21 protein-coding genes are annotated in these 25758 nt (G+C 35.9%); 8 read left to right on the forward strand and 13 right to left on the reverse strand.

Features of this window, described 5'->3' with window-relative positions; all coding sequences use genetic code 11:
- Positions 1-1327: 1327 nt before the first annotated feature.
- From ORI89_RS00005 to spt, 5 genes are read right to left on the reverse strand one after another with little or no spacing between them, the layout of a single operon-like run.
- Positions 1328-1726 (reverse strand): GtrA family protein, encoded by a 399-nt coding sequence (locus ORI89_RS00005; RefSeq protein ID WP_268228367.1) that lies wholly within the window; start codon positions 1724-1726, stop codon positions 1328-1330.
- A complete protein-coding gene (locus ORI89_RS00010; protein ID WP_326494296.1) occupies positions 1713-2402 on the reverse strand; it encodes a CDP-alcohol phosphatidyltransferase family protein in 690 nt (229 codons plus the stop codon). The genes ORI89_RS00005 and ORI89_RS00010 overlap by 14 nt, the downstream gene beginning before the upstream one ends.
- 9 nt (positions 2403-2411) lie before the next feature.
- Entirely contained in the window at positions 2412-3422 is a 1011-nt protein-coding gene (locus ORI89_RS00015; RefSeq protein WP_268228368.1) for an NAD-dependent epimerase/dehydratase family protein, read from the reverse strand.
- Complete coding sequence (locus ORI89_RS00020) at positions 3406-4527, reverse strand: hypothetical protein (RefSeq protein ID WP_268228369.1); 1122 nt, start codon at positions 4525-4527, stop codon at positions 3406-3408. The genes ORI89_RS00015 and ORI89_RS00020 overlap by 17 nt, the downstream gene beginning before the upstream one ends.
- 8 nt (positions 4528-4535) lie before the next feature.
- Positions 4536-5744, reverse strand: coding sequence for a serine palmitoyltransferase (gene spt / locus ORI89_RS00025; protein WP_268228370.1), 1209 nt, complete (start codon positions 5742-5744; stop codon positions 4536-4538).
- 355 nt (positions 5745-6099) lie between these two features.
- Between spt and smpB the strand changes: the two genes are divergently transcribed.
- Positions 6100-6555 carry an SsrA-binding protein SmpB gene (gene smpB / locus ORI89_RS00030; protein WP_268228371.1) on the forward strand — a complete coding sequence of 152 codons (456 nt, stop codon included), beginning with the start codon at positions 6100-6102 and terminating at the stop codon, positions 6553-6555.
- An 11-nt stretch (positions 6556-6566) separates the two neighbouring features.
- Here smpB and ORI89_RS00035 read toward each other — a convergent pair whose 3' ends face one another.
- The gene (locus ORI89_RS00035) at positions 6567-7478 is read right to left on the reverse strand and encodes an AraC family transcriptional regulator (RefSeq protein WP_268228372.1); all 912 of its coding nucleotides are present in this window, start codon (positions 7476-7478) and stop codon (positions 6567-6569) included.
- Between the two features lie 252 nt (positions 7479-7730).
- On the opposite strand from ORI89_RS00035, the gene ORI89_RS00040 reads away from it, so the two are divergent.
- Positions 7731-9233, forward strand: coding sequence for an aldehyde dehydrogenase family protein (locus ORI89_RS00040; RefSeq protein ID WP_268228373.1), 1503 nt, complete (start codon positions 7731-7733; stop codon positions 9231-9233).
- Between the two features lie 197 nt (positions 9234-9430).
- Positions 9431-9805 (forward strand): DUF779 domain-containing protein, encoded by a 375-nt coding sequence (locus ORI89_RS00045; protein ID WP_268228374.1) that lies wholly within the window; start codon positions 9431-9433, stop codon positions 9803-9805.
- A 29-nt stretch (positions 9806-9834) separates the two neighbouring features.
- Here ORI89_RS00045 and ORI89_RS00050 read toward each other — a convergent pair whose 3' ends face one another.
- The 3 genes from ORI89_RS00050 to ORI89_RS00060 all read right to left on the reverse strand — a co-directional run bounded on the left by ORI89_RS00050 (position 9835) and on the right by ORI89_RS00060 (position 12791).
- Positions 9835-10236, reverse strand: coding sequence for an acyl-CoA thioesterase (locus ORI89_RS00050; protein WP_268228375.1), 402 nt, complete (start codon positions 10234-10236; stop codon positions 9835-9837).
- Positions 10237-10266: 30 nt separating this feature from the next.
- Positions 10267-12072 (reverse strand): MutS-related protein, encoded by a 1806-nt coding sequence (locus ORI89_RS00055; RefSeq protein ID WP_268228376.1) that lies wholly within the window; start codon positions 12070-12072, stop codon positions 10267-10269.
- A 62-nt stretch (positions 12073-12134) separates the two neighbouring features.
- Positions 12135-12791, reverse strand: a complete 657-nt coding sequence (locus tag ORI89_RS00060) for a protein-L-isoaspartate(D-aspartate) O-methyltransferase (RefSeq protein ID WP_268228377.1) — start codon at positions 12789-12791, stop codon at positions 12135-12137.
- Positions 12792-13117: 326 nt separating this feature from the next.
- Between ORI89_RS00060 and ORI89_RS00065 the strand changes: the two genes are divergently transcribed.
- Positions 13118-13999, forward strand: coding sequence for a DUF4886 domain-containing protein (locus ORI89_RS00065; protein ID WP_268228378.1), 882 nt, complete (start codon positions 13118-13120; stop codon positions 13997-13999).
- On the opposite strand, the gene ORI89_RS00070 is transcribed toward ORI89_RS00065, so the two are convergent.
- Together ORI89_RS00070 and ORI89_RS00075 are read right to left on the reverse strand one after the other, a co-directional pair.
- The gene (locus ORI89_RS00070; protein WP_268228379.1) at positions 13996-16185 is read right to left on the reverse strand and encodes a DUF4954 family protein; all 2190 of its coding nucleotides are present in this window, start codon (positions 16183-16185) and stop codon (positions 13996-13998) included. The genes ORI89_RS00065 and ORI89_RS00070 overlap by 4 nt on opposite strands.
- 217 nt (positions 16186-16402) lie before the next feature.
- Complete coding sequence (locus ORI89_RS00075; protein WP_268228380.1) at positions 16403-17077, reverse strand: hypothetical protein; 675 nt, start codon at positions 17075-17077, stop codon at positions 16403-16405.
- 164 nt (positions 17078-17241) lie between these two features.
- Between ORI89_RS00075 and tyrS the strand changes: the two genes are divergently transcribed.
- From tyrS to ORI89_RS00095, 4 genes are all read left to right on the forward strand, one after another.
- A complete protein-coding gene (gene tyrS, locus ORI89_RS00080; RefSeq protein ID WP_268228381.1) occupies positions 17242-18525 on the forward strand; it encodes a tyrosine--tRNA ligase in 1284 nt (427 codons plus the stop codon).
- A gap of 211 nt (positions 18526-18736) precedes the next feature.
- Complete coding sequence (locus ORI89_RS00085) at positions 18737-21421, forward strand: FtsK/SpoIIIE family DNA translocase (protein ID WP_268228382.1); 2685 nt, start codon at positions 18737-18739, stop codon at positions 21419-21421.
- 2 nt (positions 21422-21423) lie between these two features.
- Positions 21424-22071 (forward strand): LolA family protein, encoded by a 648-nt coding sequence (locus ORI89_RS00090; protein WP_268228383.1) that lies wholly within the window; start codon positions 21424-21426, stop codon positions 22069-22071.
- A gap of 11 nt (positions 22072-22082) precedes the next feature.
- Positions 22083-23108 carry a LacI family DNA-binding transcriptional regulator gene (locus ORI89_RS00095; RefSeq protein WP_268228384.1) on the forward strand — a complete coding sequence of 342 codons (1026 nt, stop codon included), beginning with the start codon at positions 22083-22085 and terminating at the stop codon, positions 23106-23108.
- 2 nt (positions 23109-23110) lie between these two features.
- On the opposite strand, the gene ORI89_RS00100 is transcribed toward ORI89_RS00095, so the two are convergent.
- Both ORI89_RS00100 and uxuA read right to left on the reverse strand, forming a co-directional pair.
- Entirely contained in the window at positions 23111-24472 is a 1362-nt protein-coding gene (locus ORI89_RS00100) for an MFS transporter (RefSeq protein ID WP_268228385.1), read from the reverse strand.
- 40 nt (positions 24473-24512) lie between these two features.
- A complete protein-coding gene (uxuA, locus tag ORI89_RS00105) occupies positions 24513-25682 on the reverse strand; it encodes a mannonate dehydratase (RefSeq protein WP_268228386.1) in 1170 nt (389 codons plus the stop codon).
- Positions 25683-25758 lie beyond the last annotated feature (76 nt).

Consider the following 25758-nt stretch of genomic DNA (forward strand, 5'->3'; position numbering starts at 1 on the left):
CGTCCCTCCCTTGCGGAGTGGTGCAAAGATAGAGAAATTAACACATCACTTCCAAAATAAATATTGATTTAATAAAAACAATGCCCGCAAAACGCTGGTCCTGTGAACAATAATTTAATTAAATAATCCCCGCGAAACAACAACCCGGTAATAAGAACGAACAAAACACGCACTTTAGTATAAAAAAAGAAGAAAAAAGAAAGCACAGAGCCATAGACAGTCGGACACAAGACTATATTTACCGATCGGATAAAAACAAAAGAAAATGAAGTTCTATATATACAGATTTTAGGGAAATGTTTATTAGACCGTGTAGATGATTCAGAAAAGTAAGGCTGAAAGAATTACTATTAGATACTACTATAACAAAAAAAGAGCAGCCCCGCACAGGAATAGCCCTGTCTAAGCAAGATCTAAGCCCCGGCTACAACGAAAAAACAACGGACTCTAGCGGACTTCCACGCATATTAACGGACTTTAACGCACTTTAAAAGGAAACCGGAGTTATATAAAAGAAAAGAACAAAAGATACGCCCTTATAAGAAGTAATCCATAAGATAGGCAATTAAAAAGAAAAAACACACTTTATGGGATACTGCCGGCTGGCGACCACACTTTATCGGACATTACCGGCAAAACGCCGCTAAAAGGGATCACTTTGTCACGTTCAGTGACTTCTTTGTACGATCGAGTGATCACCTGTTAACAAAAAGCAATCACATTTACACAACAAGGGATCACAATGAGCCAACAAGTGATCACTTTGTAGCAAGAAGGGATCACTTTACAGGAATATGTGTTCACTTTGCACTAAAATGCGACCACTTCATCACGCATAGTGATCACTTCTTGGCAAAAAGGAATCACATTTACACAACAAGTAACCACGATAAGCCAACAAGTGAACACTTTGTAGCAAAAAGGAATCACTTTGTAAGAAAAGGTGATCACTTCTTAACATAAAGCAATCACTAATTCGAAACTACCGATCACATGGAGCTGCAAAGGATTCACCTCGAGCTAAATAGTGATCACTAAAACCAAAATACCGATCACTACTCAATAAAAACCAATCACTAAAACACAAATAGGAGTCACTAAAAGCGAAAAAGGGAACACTGAAAGTGAAAAACAGATCACTAAAAGCAACGTTTTCCAACAAAAAGCAGATTAAGTCAAGTGGAGAAAGCCAAAATAATTTATTAAAATCACAAAAATAATTCGGCGGTATTCATTAAATAACCCCACATCCCCTATCGCACCTAAGATAACTGTACACAATAAAAAACACAGCTTCTAAAAGCCCATTCCGATAATAAAATAGAGGTTACTTCTTAAAAACCCAGTATTTCTGTAGGACGAAATTAAAGCCTAATGACACCAATATCTCTACAATTATTTTGGCATAAAAAGGATTTAATTCCAAAAAATCTATCAATAAGTAAATTCCTAGAGATTTAAGACCAATACTTCCAGAGACAACAATTACAAACTTCCATAACTGTTGCCCCACAGGCGTGGTTGCACTATCAAATGCCCAATATCTATTAATTGTAAAATTGACTACAGCACCTAAAGACCCGCTAATAATATTTGAAATATGAGCAGGTAACCCTAGCCACTGCAAACAAAGAGTATAGATAGCAAAGTCAGACATTCCGCCTATAAAAGCCGAGACCTGAGCTTTACCAAAAGATAGAAAAAAACTCTTCTTATCTTCCTTCATCTTTTTCTTTTAATAGCTTCTCTTCTTTATCCTTCAAATCGCCTAATATCAAAAGCTTCTTAGTGTCAAACCAATTAATAAAAAACAAAGCGACACAGATCGCTATTACTAGATAATTTATACTACCATAAAAAAGAACTTCAATTAACAGTATAGCACAAATTACTACACGAATCTCTGTTGGCCCCAACAAACCTGCATCTATAGTATATTTATCTGTTATACGATACCGTAACTGAGATATGATCATCGCCCATCCATATAATGCCACTAGTGCAAAACCTGAATATTTAAAATCCCCAGGTGCATAAAACACATACCCCAACCCTATAGTAACAGTTCCGACCCAATCCATAACAATATCCAAAGCGAAACCATACCACTTACGAGATTTGTTACGGTAATAGGCGATACGTCCATCTAAAGAATCGCCGAACCATTGTATAAAAAAGCCCAAAATACCGAGCAAAAGCCATGCATGTGCGACATATTCACCTAATAAAAAACTAGCTAACACAATACCTGATCCCACAAAGCCAATAGCCGTTAAGCCATCAGATGATAGCCAATCAGGAATTTTCGGCACTAGGTATGATATAAATTTCTGTTCGGGCGAACTTAAAATATTTGTCCTTTTTCTATCTTGAAAAAGCTTTTTATTAATTTTCAAACTCATTATTTTGGTCTAAAACCATTTATTTTCTTTGTACCAATTTAAAGTTTCCTTCAAACCACGCGCTAACTTATATCTCGGCGAATAATCTAATTCATTCACAGACTTTGAGATATCACAAGACCAATTAGCTGCAGTTAATTCATTTAACCGCTCTGGATAGAGCACTGGCGTTTTTTCAGAATACTTATATAAGCCCTGCGAAAAACATGCCACTCCCTTTACAATCCCAGAAGGAATATGCATTCGCAGCATTTTCTTTCGCATCACATCACTAAACACATCAGCCATAGCATACCGTGAATAAACTTCACCATCCGTTATGTTATAAATAGCAAGTTTCTCATGTTCCGAAACCTCTAAAGCCTTCAATAAAGCGTCAACTAAATCAGCAACATAAACAAAAGTCAGCTTCTGCGGTTCTCTACCTATATAAATATCCAACCCTTTATACATAGTTTCAAACAAAAGAAACAAATCTTTCTCCCTTGGGCCATATACAGCTGTAGGCCGGATAATAGTTACTGGCTTATCTGCATAATGCTTAACAACCAGCTCTTCAGCCATTCTTTTACTTCTACCGTACAATGTAACTGGATTATAGCGACTATCTTCTTTTATTAAGCCTTCATTATAGCTTATCGGCCCAATGGCGGCCAAACTACTCACAAAAACAACACGCTTTGGCGGCAAGTCGCAAGAAAAAGCAGCCTCTAGTATATTTTGTGTTACACCAACGTTAACATCAAACATACTTTTTTCATCTTTAGCTTTTGTTAAAGCCGCTCCATGAATTATATAATCATAAGTTTCTTGATTGAAAAGATCAATAAGTTGATCAATTTTCATGAAGTCAGGGTATACAAATTTATCTACATATGGCTCAATATGCTCGGTTTTACTAGTTGCACGAAGAGCTGCATGAACTTCATAACCCTTATTACAAGCCTCTTCTATAAGGTGCCCACCCACAAAACCACTAGCGCCTGTAATTAGTATCTTTTTTTTATAAGGTTTTTTCATAGAGCCTATATCGCTTATAAAAAGCGGCATTTATCTGTTCGATGGCATTATTCATCATATAATTATCATCTAACATCCAAGAACACTCTGCCTCCCTAATACCTAATGGTGTAGCTGTTCTAATAATCCTTCCATACAGACAAGCTTCAATACCAAGCTTTCTATAACCAGAAATGACACCTAACATGAGTACTCGAAGTGATTTAACCTTCTTAAGCCCGAATAGAAGACGAAAAATACCAAAAGGGAACAAACGCCCTCGTTTGTTCTTTATTAAAATCTCATTAATATTAGGTACACCTAAAACAAAACCCACGATTTCGTTGTCTTTTTCGGCAACAACACAGAATCTCGGATCGAGAATCATCTTAAGTTCCTTCGCCGTATACTTAAACTCCTCGTCGGTCATAGGGACAAAACCTAAATTTTTATCCCAAGCTTTGTTATAAACATCTCTAATCTTCTTCGCTTCATTATCAAAGTCTTTCACATTTATTTCACGCAGGATTATCCCTGAACGTTTTAGCCGCTCTTCTAATCTGTCCAACAATAAAACGGAACGCTGGTTTGCCTGACCTGTCGTAACTAAATATGCTCTTAAATCAACTTTTTTATTAAAACCAGCTCCAGTAACCATATCTATATAATATGGGGCATTATAGGGCATCATTACCATCGGTGGACGATCAAAACCATCTACTAAAAGTCCAACCGTGTCATTTGTTGTCAGGTTAATAGGCCCAACTATATTATTTCCACCTTTAGATTTCACCCACTCACAAGCTGCATCTAGTAGCTTACTGGCTACCTCTTGATCATTAACAGTATCAAAAAAACCGAACTGTCCTTCCGATAAATTATTAAATTGATTGTGATTGGTGTTCCAGATGGCCAAAACACGACCGACTATCTTTCCGTTCTTATACGCTAAAAAACCTTGAGCTTGTGAATGTTTGTAAAAAGGGTGTATAGATGGAGACAACAAATCTTTCTGTCCTAAAAACAACTCAGGCACATAATGAGGATCCTCACGATATAAATCATGAGGAAAATCAATAAATGCTGTCAGCTGTTTTTTACTATGGACAGAAACAATCTCTATCATAATAATTTTTAATTCATGAATGACTCAACCTCTAAAGTTTTAAATACTTTAGACATTTTTTCAACCGCTTCTTCAATTTGATCAAATGTGTGTGTCGCCATTAATGAGAATCTAATTAACGATTCTTCTGTAGGTACAGCCGGAGCAACAACGGGGTTAACAAACACACCGTTATCTTGTAGCATTTTAGTAACGATATAAGTTTTATCATTATTACGCACAAAAATTGGCAAGATTGGACTTTCCGTTTGCCCTAAATCAAAACCACTTTCTAAAAGTAACTTTTTAGCATAAAAAGTGTTTTTCCACAATTTTTCAATATGCTCTGGCTCGGTTTCAATTATTTCCAACGCTTTTAATGTTGATGCTACAGACGCTGGCGTCATACTCGCACTAAACATTAAGGAGCGCGCTCTATGTTTTAAATACTCTATAGTTTGTGTATCTGCGGCTACAAAACCACCTAAAGAAGCAAATGATTTACTAAAAGTTCCCATAATAAGATCAACTTTATCCGTTAATCCAAAATGCGAAGCCGTTCCTGCTCCTTTTTCACCTATAACACCTAAACTATGCGCATCGTCGCACAAAATTGGTGCATCAAATTCATCTGCGATTTCCACCAATTCAGGAAGTTTAACGATATCGCCTTCCATGCTAAATATACCATCAGTTGCTATAAGCTTTAAACTATCCTCAGGAAGTCTGGACATTTTTGCACGCAAATCATCCATATCGTTATGCGCATACTTTATAACTTTAGAGAAAGACAATCTACTACCATCAATTATAGATGCGTGATTTCTATCATCGAGTAAAATATAATCATTTCGCCCTGTCAAACAAGATAAAGGTCCTAAATTAGCCTGAAAACCAGTACTAAACAATATAGCAGACTCTTTCCCAACATACCTAGCCAGCTTTTCTTCTAATTCGACATGAATATCAAGAGTACCATTTAAAAAACGTGAACCGGCACAACCTGTCCCGTACTTGGCTAAAGCATCCTGAGATGCTTCGATAATTCTTTGATCTGTCGTTAAACCCAAATAAGAGTTTGAACCAAACATCAAAACCCGCTTGCCATCAATATAAACTTCAGTATCTTGTTTCGACTGAATCGGTCGAAAAAAAGCATAAAGATTATTAGCCTTAATTGGCTCTAGCTCACTCTGCAGGAATCTAGCCGTTCTTTCACTTAACTTTCCCTTACTCATGTTGTTGGTGTTTCAATTTTACTATGATATAATTTTTTAACATAAGACAGCTTACTATTTGACCAACAGAAACCAATCGTCAAAATAAAGTAATAACAAAAGCACAATTACCTCTCTTCAACTCCTATGATAAACATTACGCTAATGAATCCACAAAATATTAAAGCTAAATACTGTACACTTGTAGTCTAAAAAAAACCGACTGCAAACATACAAAACTTCAATTGATTTAACATCATCTAAAATCATAAGAATATTATAAAATTAAATTATTGTTAAGATATTAGCAACAGTTTATAATTAAAAGTTCGTTGAAAGCACAAAATGGTTAAATTTGTCGTTCAAATAATATAAAATGAGCATCTCATCTAAAATAAATATAAAGAATAAAAGGGCTACTTTTGAATATCATTTACTAGATAAATACACAGCTGGTATAAGACTTTTGGGTACTGAAATAAAATCGATTAGGCAGGGAAAAGCAAATATTAACGATAGCTTTTGCTCTTTTTTTGATGATGGATTATACATTCGCAATATGCACATTGCAGAATACTCTTTCGGTTCTTTTTACAATCACGAAGCAAAACGCGATCGTCAACTATTATTAACAAAAAAAGAATTAAAAAAATTAAAAGAAAAAGGAGAAGAAAAAGGATTCACAATTGTGCCTTTACGCATTTTTATTAGCGAACGAGGATTTGCTAAAGTCGAAATTGCGTTGGCTCAGGGTAAAAAAGATTTTGACAAGCGTGAAACGATTAAAGAAAGGGAAAGCAAACGCGAATTAGACCGCATCATGAAAAGATAAACTTCTTCTCTTTAAGAGAGTTTAGCAAATACACCTGGCGTAGTGCCTTCTCGCTGTTTAAACAATCGAATAAAATAATTAACATCTGAAAAGCCTGAAGAAAAACAAGCATCCTTAACACTTCTTGTTTCCTTCAGTATTTTCTTAGCGTGTATTAATTTTTCTTGCAAAACAAACTCTAATGGGCTTATTCCAAGCTCTGCTTTAAAAGTTCTATAGAGGGCACTCTTACTCATGCCTACCAAATCACATAGATTCTCTATGTAGATCCTTTCCTCTATATTTTCCTTTATATACTGTTTAATATCTTTAAAGAACAGAGTGTCTGTTTCTGTGGGATCTTGTAACACCAGTAGGTCTTGAGTTTGCATAATACGTATCATTAACTCCTTCAAGACAAGGTCTGATATAATTTCTTTTTGTTGATCTCCACTCAGAGTAACTTGAAATAAACGATTTGTCAACTGAACCAGTTCATCACTATTTGTAAGGTGAAACTTATCTAACTGAAATGACCATTGAGTATGTATATCTTTTTTAGGATAAAATTCATTCAGGTAATTTAAAACCTCTTTTATCTTATCATCACTTATTGTTATTGCTGTACACTGCGTAGGTTCATCCAGTCTAGCTTCTGGAAAATCAATTCTCATAAGACTTCGCTCAGGAAGCAAAAGAGTCTCTCCAGGATAATAGTCAAAAGAAACTTTATCTTTTAAGTGCATAACTTTTTTTCCTTTTATCATATTAATGATCGAAAAATCACTAAACTGCAAAGGCACCATATCAGCGGGTTGATATGTTTCAAAAATATTAAGCTCAAAATTACTTAATGTATAAGCTCTTCTATTTTCAACTAGACTATCTAACGCACTTTCTGTTGAAAAGGGAAGTAGATTTAAACACTTTTTATTGTTCATCATCGTATTGCTTTTACCGTTAGACCATACTCAAACTTAACTAAATTCCTTTTTATATACAATAAAGTCGTCGTATAGATACAGAATTCTTCGGTTTCAATGAAGCCATTGACTTTCTTCTATAAAGGAAATAGTTGTATACATATGAAAAGAGCATGAACGAAAAATGCTACTCTTTGAATTTAAAATGCTATTAAAAAAAACTTGTGACAAGTATATTTGTTAAACTAACATAAACCACTAAAAACAAATAACATGAGTATAATTAAAAGACCAGCTTTTAAAGAGCGCTATGACAACTATATTGGAGGCAAATTTGTTGCTCCGATTTCAGGAAAGTATTTTGACAATATCTCTCCGTTAGACGGAAAAGTTTTTACAAAGGTAGCCCATTCCACTAAAGAGGATATCGATTTAGCTGTTGATACAGCAAGCAAAGCTTTTGAATCATTTAGCAAAACATCGGCAACGGAAAGAAGTATTATGCTAAACAAAATAGCCGACAGAATCCAAGAGAATCTAGAGTATATAGCTGCAGTAGAAACAGTAGACAACGGTAAAGCTGTTCGAGAAACTCTAAACGCTGATATCCCATTAGCCATTGATCACTTCCGTTACTTCGCTGGCGTTATTAGAGCAGAGGAAGGTTCTATTACTGAGCTGGATAAAGATACCGTTTCCATTATTGTACATGAACCAATCGGTGTAGTTGCACAAATTATCCCTTGGAACTTCCCTATATTAATGGCCGTTTGGAAACTTGCTCCAGCATTGGCGGCAGGTAACTGTGTAGTCCTGAAACCAGCCGAAAGCACCCCAACCTCTATCATGGTGCTTATGGAACTTATTGGCGACTTAATACCGGAAGGTGTCGTTAACGTAGTTAATGGCTTTGGTTCAGAATTAGGTCGTGCTCTAGTTGCAAACCCGAAAGTATCTAAAGCCGCTTTTACGGGATCTACGGCAACAGGAAGAATGGTTATGCAATATGCTACAGAGAATATAATTCCTGTCACATTAGAGCTTGGAGGAAAATCTCCTAACATTTTCTTCAATTCAGTAATGGATCATGATGATGCATTTTTAGACAAAGCGATAGAAGGAGCTGTACTATTTGCGTTAAACCAAGGAGAAATTTGTACTTGTCCGTCACGCCTTTTGATACAAGAAGATATTTATGATAAATTTATTGAAAAAGTCATCGACCGTGTCAATCAAATTAAGGTCGGTGATCCGCTAGATCCAAACACGATGATGGGAGCACAAGCTTCAAAAATCCAAAAGGATAAAATAATGTCTTATATCAAGCTAGGCAAGGAAGAAGGTGCTGAGTTATTAACCGGTGGAGATGAGAATCAAATTGGCCAGGGGTTCGAAGACGGTTACTACATTAAACCTACACTTTTCAAAGGACATAATAAGATGCGTATTTTCCAGGAAGAAATTTTTGGTCCTGTCTTAGCCGTAACTACTTTTAAAGATGAAGAGGAGGCTATCAAAATTGCCAACGATACTATTTACGGCCTAGGTGCAGGTTTATGGACGCGCGATGCACATCAACTTTATCAAATACCACGTGCTATACAAGCGGGACGCGTATGGGTAAACCAATATCACTCATACCCAGCAGGAGCGCCTTTTGGCGGATATAAACAATCAGGAATTGGTCGAGAAAACCATAAAATGATGCTCGACTATTACCGTCAAACCAAAAACATGCTTGTTTCCTATAATAAGGAAAAACTTGGTTTTTTCTAAAATACGTTACTAACAAGGTGCTCAAAAATATGAGCACCTTATATACTTAATTAGATTAAACATATTTGTTTTGCAAAACGACAAAACTTAGCTACGTATAAAGTAGCTCATTAAAATCTATCAAAATCATTAAATACATATTTTTTAGACCGAGCAATTTCAACATATTATAAAGTTGCTTTAAAACCACACACAAAATGATTAAACGCTTAGATGTTACTGACAAAGCTTTGGAATTAATCGAAGAATTACGCACCAAACATGGAGAGCTTATGTTCTATCAAGCAGGAGGATGCTGCGAGGGTACACAGCCTCAGTGTTTCGAAAAAGGCACTTTTTACCCTCGAATGAATGATGTCTTGATTGGGCATGTAGCAGGTTTTGAATTTTGGGTAGATCGAGACCTATTTGAATATTGGCAACATGCCCACTTTACTTTGGATGTGCTTGACGGATTTGGGCCAGGCGGTTTTTCACTAGAATCACCCTTAGGGAAAACTTTCAAAATACATTATCGATTGTTTTCCGAAGAAGAACTGCAAAACATTAGTCCCGTCATAAGAAATAACTAAAAAAGCAGTGTTATTAAATTACCTGTGAACTATTCTATACCTAGACCTTCCAATACAGGAACAGGTTTTTTATTTTCATCTAAGGCAACAAATGTAAACATGCCCTGAATAGCCAACACTCTGCCCTCTTCATACATTTGCTCTAAATAAATCTGAACCTTCACTTTAAGACTAGTTCGTCCGACCGAATGCACTCTTGCTATCGCTTCTATAATCGATCCCGAAGGTATTGCTTTCTCAAAATCAATACGGTCTGTCGAAACAGTAACTAAAGGCTTTCTACAAAAACGTGTACCTGCCATAAATGAAACTTCATCCATTATAGCCATAGCCTTACCACCAAACAAAGTATCGTGATGGTTTGTTAAAAATGGGAACACTGTAGTTGTTACTCTTGTTTCAGACTGCGCTATCTTCTCCTCTAATGTCATTTTTCAATATTTTGTCACAAAGTTAAACTTTTACACCTGATCTACATCAATTCCTATCCCCTTCAATAACATAGATGCATTAAAGACAGTACATTCCCCATTTTTCAGTTTGTAGTCAAACAACATTTCTCCTTCTATCACCTGGATATCAAAATGATAATTTTGCACTTTACCCGGATTTTCCTTTTCTAAACTAGCTAATTGTAAATCGTGCGTTGCTAGCATTCCTTTGCCTTCATTTGACACAAGCTTTCTAATAATAGCTCTCGACCCCAAATACTTGTCTACAGAGTTAGTACCTCGCAACATTTCATCAATTAGAAAATAACTATGCTGATCTTTAGAAACAGTATCTAAAATAAATTTCATACGATCCAGTTCTGCTTTAAATGTTGAGGTGCTCTCATTCAGAGAGTCTTTGATACGCATATAGGTAATTAAGTGATAAATCGGCAGCTTAAAATCATCTGCACATACTACAGCACCAGCATAAGCCAAAACTGCATTAATGCCGAAGGTTCTTAAAAAAGTACTTTTTCCGGCCATATTCGAGCCCGTTATTAAAGCGATCAGGTGCTGGTCATTTGTGTAATCATTTACAACAGACTTCGTCTCTGCCAATAAAGGATGTCCAATACCTTTAGCTATTATCTTATCGGTCAGCGGATCATTTAAAATGACAGGCATTACCCATTGAGGGTGGTTGCGCTTTAAAGTTGCTAAAGAGTTCAATGCTTCCAGCTCGGCGATAACATCAAATGCCAACAGTACTTTATCAGCATAGCTGTTTTTCCAACGAACCAGTTTGGTGACATATCTAAAATCCCATAACATTAAAATATTAAGCAATGCACCGACTAAAATATTGTTTCGGGTATCAAGTTTATCTATTAAATTAGCTAGTTCTTTCACTACTTTAGAAAGTGATTTATCAGCAATCGACAGTTGCTCTTGAAGAGCTTTATTTTTTACCGACTTAAAGTTCTGCTGCTCAATAAGTAGTAATCCTTCTGCGTATCTTGCTAGAATACGTCCCACTCGATCTATCTTATTTGAAAATACACCTACCTTTCCTGCTAGGGCTATTGTCCAACACAAGTGCAATACACCTATACCTACAACAATATTCCATATTGGAGAGATAAAGACAGAGAAGGCAACGGCTAACAATAATACGATAGGTGCAATAGGAACATACAAACGCATCAGTTTATTCCCGAACGTTAAAGAACTATCTTGAAGATAACGACTTAAAAAAGACTTCGCATCTATTTTTTCAGATAGATTAAAAATCATTGTTGATTGAAATTGTTGTCCCCACCCCAAATCATTTGCAATTTCTGTAACCGCTTCCTGCCGCTCTTCTATCTCTTTTTTAGAGACTCCTTCTTTAAGCCAATTTGCTAAAGTTTGAATGCCCAGCGAAGTTGCGCATCTATTGACTAAAGCAAACAGTGATTTCTCACCAAAAATATCCAAATCGGAAACATAAGGGTGCCTTTCATCATCAAAAGACTCACCTACAGAATAAACGGTTTCCCGTCTTTCTTGTAGCATAATTTCGTTTTCATTAACTTGTAGAAAAGCCAACTTTGCATCCCGTTTAGCCTCCAACTGACTTTGCCTATTTATTAAAAAGGCAAATAAAAGCACAATAAAAAAAGTGATCCCCAATACCAACAAAATACTATTGGTTTGAAAACTGTAAAAAAGAGCGGCACCTCCTCCTAAAATAACCAACAGTCTTCCTAAACTATTCTGATTAATTAAACGGTTTAATCGTTGCACCTCTTGGCTCGAATCTTTTATACGTTCTTGATAATGTTGATATATCATGGTCTAAAAATAACAAAAGCTCGGCAGTAGCGAGCTTTATTTTGTATAATATTTTAATAATACTACCAAGCTTGATCTCCCACTAAAGGAACAAACCTAAAAGTATCCAGTTCTATTCTTTCAAACTCATTCTCACCCACACGTAAAATCGTAACCATTTTTTGCGATTCCTCATCTCCAACTGGGATGACCAATAGCCCTCCATATTTCAATTGCTTGAGCATAATTTCTGGAACAAATGGTGCTCCTGCTGTCACTATAATTTTATCATAAGGAGCATGTTCTGGGATTCCCTTAGAGCCGTCACCCAAAAAGAAATGTGGTTTATAGCCCATATACGGTAAAACTTGAATAGTGCGGTGATAAAGATTTTCCTGTCGTTCTATCGTAAATACTTCAGCCCCCAACTCCATCAAGACACAGGTTTGATATCCAGATCCTGTCCCGATTTCCAGCACTTTATCTCCTTTTTTCACATGTAGTAACTCCGACTGATAAGCAACTGTATACGGTTGCGAGATAGTCTGTCCATCACCGATAGGGAAAGCAATATCCCGATATGCTTGGTTCCAAAATGTTTCGTCGAAGAAAAAATGACGTGGCACTTTCCCAATAGCCTGCAACACTCTTTTATCTTCTATTCCTCGTCCTTCAAGATGCTTCACCAGCCGCTTGCGAGCCCCTTTTTCTCGGTAATTATCTACAAATTTATACGCCATTGTACCTCAAAAGTACCATTGTTAAATCATATTTATGACATCAAAAGGCAAATTGTTTAAGCTCAACCTGATATACTAATTATAATTTCACTATTTTGCCATGACATATATTTCATATGGATATAATTTCTCCGTAAGCGTGCAAACTCGGTTTAATTTTCAGTTGACATATAAAATATCCAAACTATATTATGCACAATTTTACTACTATTTAGTAGGCATACTGCTTGACGGTCATTCGTGTTTGGGCAGTCTGTGCTAGATAGATATTTCACATATAAAACAAACAACACGATACAGATATTATCCTAAAAACCATAAACCACATGAATTTTTTTAAAAGAATAAAACCTTCAAAAAACAATCCTATAGTACTTTTTCTATTATTTACTCTACTAATTCCTTTATGGACAACAGCACAAGAGACAAAAGCAAAACCAATTAAAATTTTAGCAATCGGAAACAGTTTTTCGGAAGATGCGATCGAAAACTATTTATATGAATTAGCCAACTATGCTGGTGAAAGAACAATTATCGCCAACCTTTATATAGGTGGTGCTCCGCTCTCCTTACATCTTGAAAACAGCCAAAACAATAAAGCATCTTATAGTTACAGAAAAATAACAGTAGATGGAAAGAAAACTACGAGAGAAAAAACTAGTTTATATGATGCTCTTCATGATGAAGATTGGGATTACATTAGTTTTCAGCAAGCGAGTCCATTATCGGGAGATTATCCAAGTATCCATAAGAGTTTACCGGATTTAGTATCCTATGTAAAAAAACAAGTTTCGGAGCAGACGAATTTACTGTACCATCAAACTTGGGCCTATCAGCAAAACTCTACACATACAGGTTTTCAGAACTACGAAAACAGTCAGAAAAAGATGTATCAAGCTATTGCAAAAGCTTCTCAAAAAACCTATAAACTAGGTTACTTTAAACATTTAATCCCTGCGGGCACAGCTATACAAAATGCCAGAACCAGCTCTATCGGCGATAACTTCACAAGAGATGGTTACCATCTACAACTTTCATACGGCCGGTTCACAGCAGCCTGTACTTGGTTTGAAAAACTATTCAATACAGACGTCCGCAATAACACTTACATACCAGAAGATATTTCCCCTATAGAAGCAAAAATCGCAAAATCTGCAGCACATGCTGCAATTAAAAAACCTTACAAAGTATCTACACTAAAATTTTAACAACCCTTAATCTTGGCGAGAATACTAGCAGTCAAAAGCTCAAAGATTTCTAATCTTCTTTTTTCATCTTTAATAAAACTGTTGTTTTCCAAGTTTCCTATAACTGCCTGCATCTCATTCGGGTTTTCGTAAACCATCTGCTTGAAAGGATTTTCATAATCTTTCAAGCGGGAGTTTACAATTTCTGAGAACATCCATCTTTTCGTCAGTACTGATTCTTTAATTATATTACCTATAAAATCTTTATCCCATTTATCGATAGTTCTATCCGTAATCTCCGCTAAAGATGCTAAAGCATGATGCAGCTTGTCACCCGTATACTCTTTACTCCACTTCTTATAATACTCATGTGCTTCTGACCATGATTTCACCTTGCCTATCCGAATATCTTTTAACAATTCATCTACTTTAAAAGTAGGAATTAATTGCCCTCCTACATTTTCAAATTCAGCTCTATTTCTTTTCACACCTTTTAGTTGCTGCTGAAACTCCATCCATGTAACATCCTTTAAAAACGCTATAATTTGCTCAGCAGCATAAAACTTAATCATTCGCTCATAAACATCATAAGCTTTTTTTGGTTTCAAGACAACGACCTTACGTTTCGAATATTCAACACCAGTAAGCATTAATTCATTTTCTTGAAGCCCTCTGTCTGCCTTCAACATTTCTTTCCCATAATTCTGTAACTCTTCCTTTTTGGCATCCACATCTTTACAACTGCGACCTGCGGCTTCTTCAAGCTCAGAACGAGCAGCAAACATTTCATTAATTGTATCAGGAGCTAATACCTCATACTCAATCCGCTGATTTTTAAAGAGTCTCTTATCACGCTGCTCAAACTTTGAAACATTTCGAATTAAGGCATACATATTATACAAAAACCAATATGCCGGTATAATAACCAGTTTATCGTTTGCAATATCATTACTTACCAAAGAAAAAGGTAAACGTATATCCATTTCGTGCATAAAGTTTCCTTTCACGATAAGAGTATAAGAAGCAAAGCGTGAATTATGCTTTAAACTAACACAAAGCCCTGGCCAAAAACCTCTACCTGCAACAATCTCACCGTCTGCAGCTCGAGAACTATGATTGGAACCCACGGTAGCACCGGCAGCCATATTACTCTGCCCCTTTATTAAAGACGCACAAAGAAACGAATTATTATGATGTTGCTCATGAGCAGGAAAGATCAGAGAGTTCAAAACTTCACAACACGATATTGTCGAATTATCTCCTAAAAAAGAATTAATTAATCGAGCGCCGTACTTCAACTGCGAATTAGAAGACAGTACAAACCGAACTGCTTTGACACCATAAAATATTCGACACCCATAACCTATAATCCCATTAACCAACTCACAGCCTTCTCCTATTTGCGTATGCATGGCACTAGATGAATTGATAGTCAAGTTCTTTAACTTGTTAACACCCTTAATATAAGCATCAGTACCAATCTTGACATCTTTAATAATATGGGTGTTCTTAATCACACAACGATCGCCTACCTCACTATAATATCCATGTCTTTTAGAAAACTGAGACTCCATCATTTCTACAAATCTTTCTTGCAGCAAGTTATCATGTCGATTTCTTGACCACAAATAAACGTCACTCGCCTGCATGCCGTCAAATGGCAATACCGAACGTCCTCCATTTTCATTACAAAGTTCCAGTCTTATTCGTCTCTCCTCTACATCCCCATCCTTCAATATACCATTACCAAATTTTGCACCACTATTGGTCTCCATTTCGTTAATGTTTACCAACATCACATCATTGCCAATGATGAAATGAGCTAAATAACGAACATTATGTATAGCAACTGTATTCCCCAAATCACAACTTACAACCGTACTATTATAAATTCCCGTAGGTAATTTCAAATCTCGGTAATCCAGAAATACGTTTTCCATATCACCTATACGGACAAATCCATAAAACTTTGTGTTTTGAATTTGTTCGGGTATGAATTTATCTGTTACTAAAATATCATCCCAACTGCTACTAGTGTTTTGATTATCCTTCAAGACAGAAATTTCAGAATCATTAAGTTTTCTGAATTGGCTTGTAGAGAAAAATCGCTTATTTCTCTGCGTATATTCATCATTATCTGACAAGTACTTAGTAGGGATAAAATTATAGCCCAATAACTCTATTCTTCCTTTTTTAATTACCGACATATTAATATTATAATCGTTTTCTTTTTCAATACACTTGCTACAACACCTACTTTACTAAGAGGAATATAACTCTTGGCACCTAACTAATAAAATGTTAAAACAACAGGACAAATATAAAAAAAAGACTTACGCAATCGATTGCTTAATTGCTTTTAATAAAAAAAAGAGAAAAACACTGCTAATAATTTAGAAAATACTGTGTGTACACTTAAAAGTATTAATCCAGTTGGTTGTTAATGTCAATAAAGACACCTCGAAAGTCACTAAGATTATTATTCTTATATTCAGAGAGTAGTTCAGCTATATTTTTAACGTCATTTTCACGAATGTCAAAGCTCCATAAACGTTTACATATATTGAATAAAGCATATGGAATAACATTTATATCTGCGTAATCAAGAATATAGCGGGATGATAAGAATCGATCGTAAAAAGAAAAAAAAGAACTTGTATCTGTAATCCCTAATGTATTTAGATAGCGATTAATTGTTGCACTGTTGACTTGTTCAAGCTGTTCATAAAGGCGAAGTGGATTTACCACATTGTCGTCAATCAATAAATGATCTAGAAGAAGTTCAACTGCAATATGAGCCATAAATGAAGGCCGTATAGGATAGTTTGTTAATAAAGGAACTAACTCTTTCCTTAGCACATGACAATGTTTAAGAAAAAAATCCGATCCGTGAAAAACCTTATCCACCTGTACATGCCTATACCATCCTTCCGAAATATGCATTGTCTTAAAATGAGCAAATAATATTTCTTCAAAACGTTGCGGATGAAAGTTGAAGCGCTTATCTACATTTTTTAGTAAGTCTGGCAATAATGCTCCCAATACACACTCCGCATGCGGAGAGTAACGCTCATAATAATAATGCGATAAAAAATTCAAATCCCTTAAGTTCTCATTTTATTTACCGTAAGATACGTCTTATTCTCTTATATTTGCAAGTTATTAAGCTGGAAAAATTGTTTTGCTGGTACATTTAGATCAAAAAACCACCTACTACAATCTATCCAAACACAATCATTGAATAAAATCTTAGTTACAGAAAGATGAGCTTTGTAGAAGAATTACGTTGGAGAGGCATGCTTCAGGATATTATGCCCGGTACAGAAGAATTATTAGTTAAAGAAAAGATATCAGGATATATTGGCTTTGACCCTACTGGTGACTCTTTACATGTTGGTCACTTAACACAAATTATGACATTAATCCACTTTCAAAATGCCGGTCATAAACCCGTAGCATTAGTTGGTGGTGCAACAGGAATGATTGGTGACCCTTCATTTAAATCAGCAGAACGCAACCTATTAGATGAAGAAACTTTACAGCATAACGTCAGTTCATTAAAGAATCAGCTATCAAAATTTTTAAACTTTGGTGAAGGAGAGAGTGATGCTAAAATGGTAAATAACTACGATTGGTTTAAAGAATTTAGTTTTTTAGATTTTATACGCGACGTCGGGAAGCTGATTACTGTAAACTACATGATGTCCAAAGACTCTGTAAAATCACGCCTCGAAGGAGACAGTGGTCTATCTTTTACTGAATTCACATACCAGTTGATTCAAGGCTATGATTTTTACTACCTATGGAAAAACCACAATTGTAAAATCCAGATGGGCGGTTCTGACCAGTGGGGTAATATTGTTACAGGCAGTGAAATGATACGTAAAATTGATCAAGGTTCAGCTTTTGCCTTAACCACACAACTGATCAAAAAAGCTGATGGACAAAAATTCGGGAAAACGGAATCCGGTGCTGTTTGGCTAGATGCCAGCAAAACATCCCCTTATAAATATTATCAATTTTGGTTAAATGCCACGGATGATGATGCTAAAAATTGGATTAAAATATTCACTTTAAAATCAAGAGATGAAATTGAAGCCATTATCGCTGAACATGATGAAGCTCCACATGCGAGAATCGTGCAAAAAGCTTTAGCAAAAGATATTACTATACGGACGCATTCGGAAAAAGATTACGAAACGGCCATAAAAACATCAGAATTTTTATTCGGAAATGGTTCTTTAGAGTTTCTCACAGACTTATCACGTGAGAATGTTTTGGAAGTCTTTGATGGAATTCCTCAGTTTGAAATTAACCGAGATGAACTTTCTAAAGGGATTAATATTTTAGACTTATTAGCTGTCAACACACAAATATTTAGCTCGAAAGGAGAAGCTAAAAAGATGCTTCAAGGGGGTGGGGTTTCTATCAATAAAGAAAAACAACACAATATAGAGCAAGTAGTTAACACTACATCATTAATCAACAACAAATATTTAGTAGTCCAACGAGGTAAGAAAAACTACTACCTTATTAGTATCAAGTAAAACTACGCAAACAGCAGTTAACTCACTTCGTTAACTGCTGTTTTCCCAATTAAATATTTTACACAGTTCGCATTTCAGCGACACTTCTTCTCAAATAAGTGCACTTTCTTATCGTAGTTTTACTCCTAAAGCACTAAAGGTCTATAGAAATCCTACAGATACAATGATGCATTTTTCTTATATTTGTATTTAGCAGAATTATATATATTTCATGTCAAACAAAGGAAATACATTCAAAAGTTCCGGAGCTAATACGGCCGCAAAAAAAGCGACACGTAATATCCGAACTGTAACATACAATAAGAAAGAAACATTTAAGTCGTTTGACAAAATCAACTTTTCCGAGGGTCAACGCAAAGCGCTTAAAGTTTTGGGGATATTTCTTCTTTTTTTATCTTTTATTTTTGCCGTTTCATTCGTTTCCTATTTATTCACTTGGAAACAAGATCAGAGTTATATTTCACAAACTAACGGAGGTTGGTCTACTTTATTTAATTCAACTTCTGAAATCACGGATGACCAAATCGAAATACCCGTTGTAGAAAACAAGCTGGGAAAACTCGGAGCCTTAATTGCGAACCAATTTATCTACGAGTGGTTTGGAATCTCATCTTTTCTATTTGTTTTTGTCTTTTTCGTTCTTGGTTATAAATTTTTATACAAAAAATCTATTTTTCCGGTATGGAAAACCTTAATATATTCCTTCTTAGGTATTATATTTATTTCTGTAACACTTGCTTTCTTTCAGGACTTTTTTACGGATGCCCCCCATATTTTAGAAGGTAAGTTTGGTTATTGGACCAACCAGATACTCAAAGCTCAAATTGGATCAGCAGGCACTGCAGGCTTACTAATTGCTGTATACCTAATTGCCTTAGTCCTTATTTATAATCTTGATTTAAAAATAACTTGGTTTCCTAAAAAGGAAATTCCTGAAGAAGAATTAGAGGACAAACAGGAAGATAACTTTGATTCTTTCACTCAAAATAGACAGCAACAGGAAAATGAGCTAAAGCCCACTTCTGAAGCTGCAGCAAAACCAAGCATCAATGAACAATTGGCTCAGAGAATAGTTGAGCTGGATCAAAAAGAAAAAGAGTACGATTTTCCAAATACACCACATAGCACGGCTGTCAACACACTAAAAGATACAGATGATACTGTAGTCAACTTTGAAGTAAGTACAGCTGAAAATCAAGAGCCTGATGGTGATATCAACTTTACTAGCCATGTATTGCCGTCAGAAAACAACCTTCCGCTATCTGTAGAATCTACACTTGAAACCGAACTCGTGCCAGATAAAGACCTTGAACTACGTGTTGAAGAAATAGTTGAAGAAAAAGCAATAACTTCTGACGATTTAGTCGCACAATTTGGAGAGTATGACCCTAAACTGGATTTATCCGGTTATCAATACCCTACACTCGATTTATTAAAAGATTATGGTCAGGGGCGTATTACTATCAATCAACAAGAACTAGAGGCAAACAAAAATAAAATTGTTGATACATTACGTAATTACAGCATTGAAATTGAACATATCAAAGCTACAATAGGTCCTACGGTTACACTTTATGAAATAATACCAAAACCTGGTGTTCGTATTTCGAAAATTAAAAACCTTGAAGACGATATAGCATTAAGTCTTGCTGCCCTCGGTATTCGTATCATTGCCCCTATGCCTGGCAAAGGTACTATTGGAATTGAAGTACCTAACAGTAATCCTGAAATGGTATCTATGAAATCTGTTTTAGCTACTGAAAAGTTTCAGAAAACAGATATGGACCTTCCTATCGCCTTAGGTAAAACAATCTCTAATGAAGTTTTTATAGCTGACCTCGCAAAAATGCCACACTTACTCGTAGCTGGAGCAACAGGTCAAGGTAAATCAGTTGGTATCAACGCAATTCTAACATCACTCCTTTATAAAAAGCATCCTGCAGAACTTAAGTTTGTGCTCGTCGACCCTAAGAAAGTGGAGCTATCGCTATTTAAAAAAATAGAAAGACATTTTCTAGCAAAACTACCAGATGAAGAAGATGCAATCATCACCGACACGAAGAAAGTAATCAACACGCTAAATTCGCTATGTATCGAGATGGATCAGCGCTATGATCTCCTTAAGAATGCACATGTAAGGAATCTGAAAGAGTATAATGCAAAATTTATCAACAGACGATTAAATCCTGAAGAAGGTCATCGATTCTTACCATTCATTGTATTAGTAGTCGATGAATTCGCAGATCTAATGATGACAGCTGGTAAAGAAGTAGAAACCCCTATCGCTCGCCTAGCTCAGTTGGCACGTGCTGTGGGAATTCACTTGGTTATTGCAACACAGAGACCATCTGTTAATATTATTACGGGTACTATCAAAGCAAACTTTCCTGCTCGTTTGGCATTTCGAGTATTATCCAAAGTAGACTCTCGCACAATACTAGACAGTGGTGGGGCTGATCAACTGATCGGACGCGGTGATATGTTACTTTCTACCGGGAGTGACCTGACACGAATTCAGTGTGCGTTTGTTGATACACCTGAAGTTGATAGAATATCTGATTATATCGGAGAGCAACGAGGTTATCCTTCTGCTTTCTTACTACCCGAATACATTGATGAAAACAGTGAATCATCTGGCCTTGCTGATTTCAGCTTAGATGATCGAGATCAGCTGTTCGAGGACGCAGCCCGACTCATTGTTATGCACCAGCAAGGGTCAACATCTCTTATACAGCGAAAAATGAAACTGGGATACAACCGAGCAGGCCGTATTATAGATCAGCTTGAAGCTGCTGGGATAGTTGGACCTTTCGAAGGAAGTAAAGCTCGAGAAGTCTTATATCCTGACGAATATTCACTAGAACAATATTTAGAAACATTGAAAAATAAAGAGTAAACATGAATAAACAATTGTTTTTATCCCTCTTACTTGTTCTTTCAAGCTGCTTGTTTAGCATCGCTCAAACAGACACTCATGCTAAAAATGTATTAGATAAGGTCTCCAAAAAATATGACAGCTATAAAGTTATACAATCCGATTTTACTTTTACAGCTAAGGACATTGATAGTGATCCCTATACTGATAAGGGGATATTGTATTTAAATAAAAATGAAAACAAATACAAAATCCAATTAGATCATCAAGAAATAATTAGTGATGGAAAAAACGTGTGGTCTATTTCAAAGGAAACAAAAGAAGTTCAAATTACGGAAGCTGAAAATAACACCGATGCTATTGGACCTACAAATTTATTCACCTTTTATAAAAAAGGGTTTAAATATATCAGTATGGAAAATGAAACGGACAACAAAGAAGTTCTGCAAGTCATAGAATTAAGCCCGATTGACACCAAGGTGAATTATTTCAAAATTAAATTACGTATCAATAAAAACAATCATATTCATGATGTAACTATCTTTGATAAATCCGGTGCGCGTTATACCTACAAGATTAATACATTGTACGTCAATCACATCATCCCATCTTCCTATTTTTCTTTTCAGAATAATACGTATCAAGACTATGAAATAGTAGACCTACGATAAAAGTTAATATTATGGCAAAAACAACTTTAAAAAGTTTAGCAAGAGAACTCAATTTATCTGTTTCTACAGTTTCAAAAGCATTAAATGATAGCTACGAGATCAGTGAAGTAACGAAAGAGAAAGTTAAAGCACTTGCAGAAAAACTAAATTACAAGCCTAATGTACTTGCACAATTTTTAAAAACGGGCAGAACAAGAACAATTGGAGTAGTTATTCCAAAAATGACAAGCCCTTTTGAATCGCAAATTATCGAAGGTATACAACAAGCTGCAATTGAAAAAAACTACAGGACAGTAGTTATTTCTAGCTTAGAAGATGAGAAAATGGAAAGATTAGCTTTAGAATCTATGGTTGACAAAAGCGTAGATGCTATCTTATTTTGCCCGCTGAACGAATCATCAAATACTGATTTAATAGGTGAAATAATAAAGTATACGCCTCTCGTTATTTTTGATCGCACGAATTACCCAGTCGACACACACAAAATTGGTGTACTCAATGCTGAAGGAACTTACAATGCATGCATGCACTTATTTAACAGTGGACGAGATAAAGTAGCCATATTTTGTGGTGCGGATCTCGGTCTAACGCCAGATCGTATATCTGGTTACACAAAAGCACATGAAGACAAAGCGATCCCGCTGAATAATGACTATTATGCTTATTGTAGTTTAAAAAGCATTGGTGAATTACATAGAGAACTAGAGGAAAATGTAACAAGGCTCCTTGCCCTTCCTATCCCTCCAAATGCTATTTTAGCTATCTCTGACACCATCACCACTCACCTACTCGGTGTATTAGCCCAGATGGAGATTGCTGTACCTGATGAGATTGCAGTTATTGGTTTCGCAAATACAGAGCTAGCGCTGTCGCTTAACCCTTCTCTAAGTACCATCAGACAGCCTGCTCGAGATATAGGTCATATATCTTTCAAAAAAGCATATGAGATTATCAATACTAAATACAAAAATCAAATAGAGTGGCAGGATATTAAGCTTCCCACCACTATTCAATTGCGAAAGTCAACTAAAGGTTAGTTTTAAACATTCACTAATTTCATCTTAGGCACTAATGTCTTCATAACTAACCAAGCACAGACATACGATAAACCACATATAGTAAACATGATGGTATAACCTGTTTCTATAGCACCTAACGCTTCATATTTATCAAATAAAAAACCTCCTAATTTAGACATAATTACTCCTCCCATTCCTCCCGCCATTCCTCCAATACCAATAACAGAAGCTACCGTATATTTAGGAAACATATCCGATACGGTTGTAAAAATATTTGCAGACCATGCTTGATGAGCGGAAGCGCCTACACCAATCAATAAAACAGGCGCCCAATATGAGTATTGCCCCAAAGGTTGAGCCAGCAAAACAACTAATGGAAAAAGCGCTAAGATCAGCATAGCTTTCATTCTCCCTTCATAGGCATTATACCCCTTATTAATAAAATAGACAGGGAACCATCCACCACCAATACTTCCAAACATGGTCATACTATATAGAACAGCTAAAGGAATCATAATCTGAGTTCCTGTCATACTGTATTGATCTTTTAAGAAAGAGGGTAACCAAAACAAGAAAAACCACCACACCCCATCAGTCATAAATTTACCTAAAGCAAAAGACCAAGTCTGCCTAAATTTCAACAAATTATACCAGGCAACTTTCTTTTGTTCTGCTAGGTTCTCCTCTTCTGGTTCCTGATCGCTTTCGATATACGCTAGTTCCACTGTGGATAATCGTTTCTGTTTGGCAGGAGCATCATAAAAAATCCACCAAAATATTAACCAAATAAACCCAACAGCACCTACAGCTATAAATGTAAATTGCCACCCCCATTTATAAGCTATCAATGGAACAGCTATTGGAGCTAATATAGCTCCAACTGTTGTACCTGAATTAAAAATACCTGTGGCTAACGCCCGTTCTTTTTTAGGGAAATATTCCGCTGTTGTTTTTATTGCAGCCGGAAAGTTCCCGGACTCACCTACTCCTAAAATAACGCGTGCCACTATAAACCCAACTACAGAAACTGAAAGACCAGCCACACCAAAACCCGAAAGTACACCTGTAGTTACGGTACCTATATAAATAGCATAAGCATGCAAAACAGCTCCGATAGACCATAATATAATAGCAATGGTAAACCCCTTCTTCGTACCAAGTCGATCCACAAATCGGCCTGCAAAAAGCATAGAAACTGCATATGAAAACTGAAATGCAGCTGTAATATTAGCGTAGTCAGATTTAGACCAGCCAAACTGCTCTTCAAGCATAGGATGTAATAAGCTAAGTACTTGCCGGTCTAAATAATTTATTGTGGTTGCAAAAAAAAGCAAAGCACAAATAATCCATCTGTACCGTCCTATTTCTGGTTTTTTAATCATACTATCGGTTTAATTAGTTTTTTTATTTAGGTTTTTCTCTTTAGTTACTGTTTTTATATATCCCCATTTCTAGCCCACGTAATTCGGCAAGTCCCCGTAAACGTCCTATAGCAGAATAACCTGGGTTCGTAACTTTATTAAGATCATCCAACATCTGATGACCATGATCGGGTCTATAAGGAATAGGAATGGTTCTATTTTTATTCGCTTCAACAAGAATCTTTACAATAGCATACATATCTACTTCACCCTGCAAATGGTCCGATTCATAAAAACTTCCTAGATCATTTCGTTTCACATTCCGAAGGTGAACGAAGTAAACACGCTCCACTAACTTCTCAAGCATACTCGGTAAATCATTATGCGCTCCTGCACCTAATGATCCAGTACAGAAACAAACACCATTAAATGGACGATCGACGGCTTTTAAAATGAATTCAAAATCATCTATATTACTGGCTATACGAGGTAAGCCAAGAATCGGAAACGGAGGGTCATCGGGGTGTATTGTCATATGAACTTGTTTATCTTCACAAACCGGAGCAATTGCTGTTAAAAATTTTTGAAGATTTTTCCTAAGCCCCTCATGTCCAATTTTACTATAAACATGAATACTATCTTTAAGATCTTCTAACGAAGCATCCTTTTCTCCCGGGATACCCATAAGAATATTGCGCTGCAACTCTTCTTTATCCACTTCTGTTAATGTAGCCCCCTTTTTATGCGCTAAGTCAAGGATACTATCACTATAAGAATATTCTGCACCATCTCTTTTTAAAACATAAATATCAAAAACAGCAAGATCTACCCAATCGAAATTTAACGCTTTAGAGCCATCCTCCATTACGAGATCAAGCTGTGTTCTAGTCCAATCTAGCACAGGCATAAAATTATAACAGATTGTTTTTATACCACAGTCTGCCAAATTTCTCAATGTTGTTTTATAATTTTCTAAATAAAAGGAACTCTCCTCAGCATCTGTTTTAATTGCTTCATGTACCGGCACACTTTCCACAACAGACCACACTAAGCCTGCTTGCTCAATTATATTCTTTCTTTCTAAAATATCAGCGACAGGCCATACTTCACCATGCGGTATATGATGCAGTGCAGTTACAATAGCCTCTGCACCTGCTTGTCGAATATCAGACAACGACACTGTATCATCTGGTCCATACCAACGCCAACCTTCTTGCAATTTATGTTTCATTATCTATAATTTTGGTTTCGACTATTAAAATACTACGTGCTGACTACACTTCATGAGCATTAAATGCAATAAAAAA

Source organism: Sphingobacterium sp. UT-1RO-CII-1 (assembly GCF_026711005.1).
GTDB lineage: Bacteria > Bacteroidota > Bacteroidia > Sphingobacteriales > Sphingobacteriaceae > Sphingobacterium.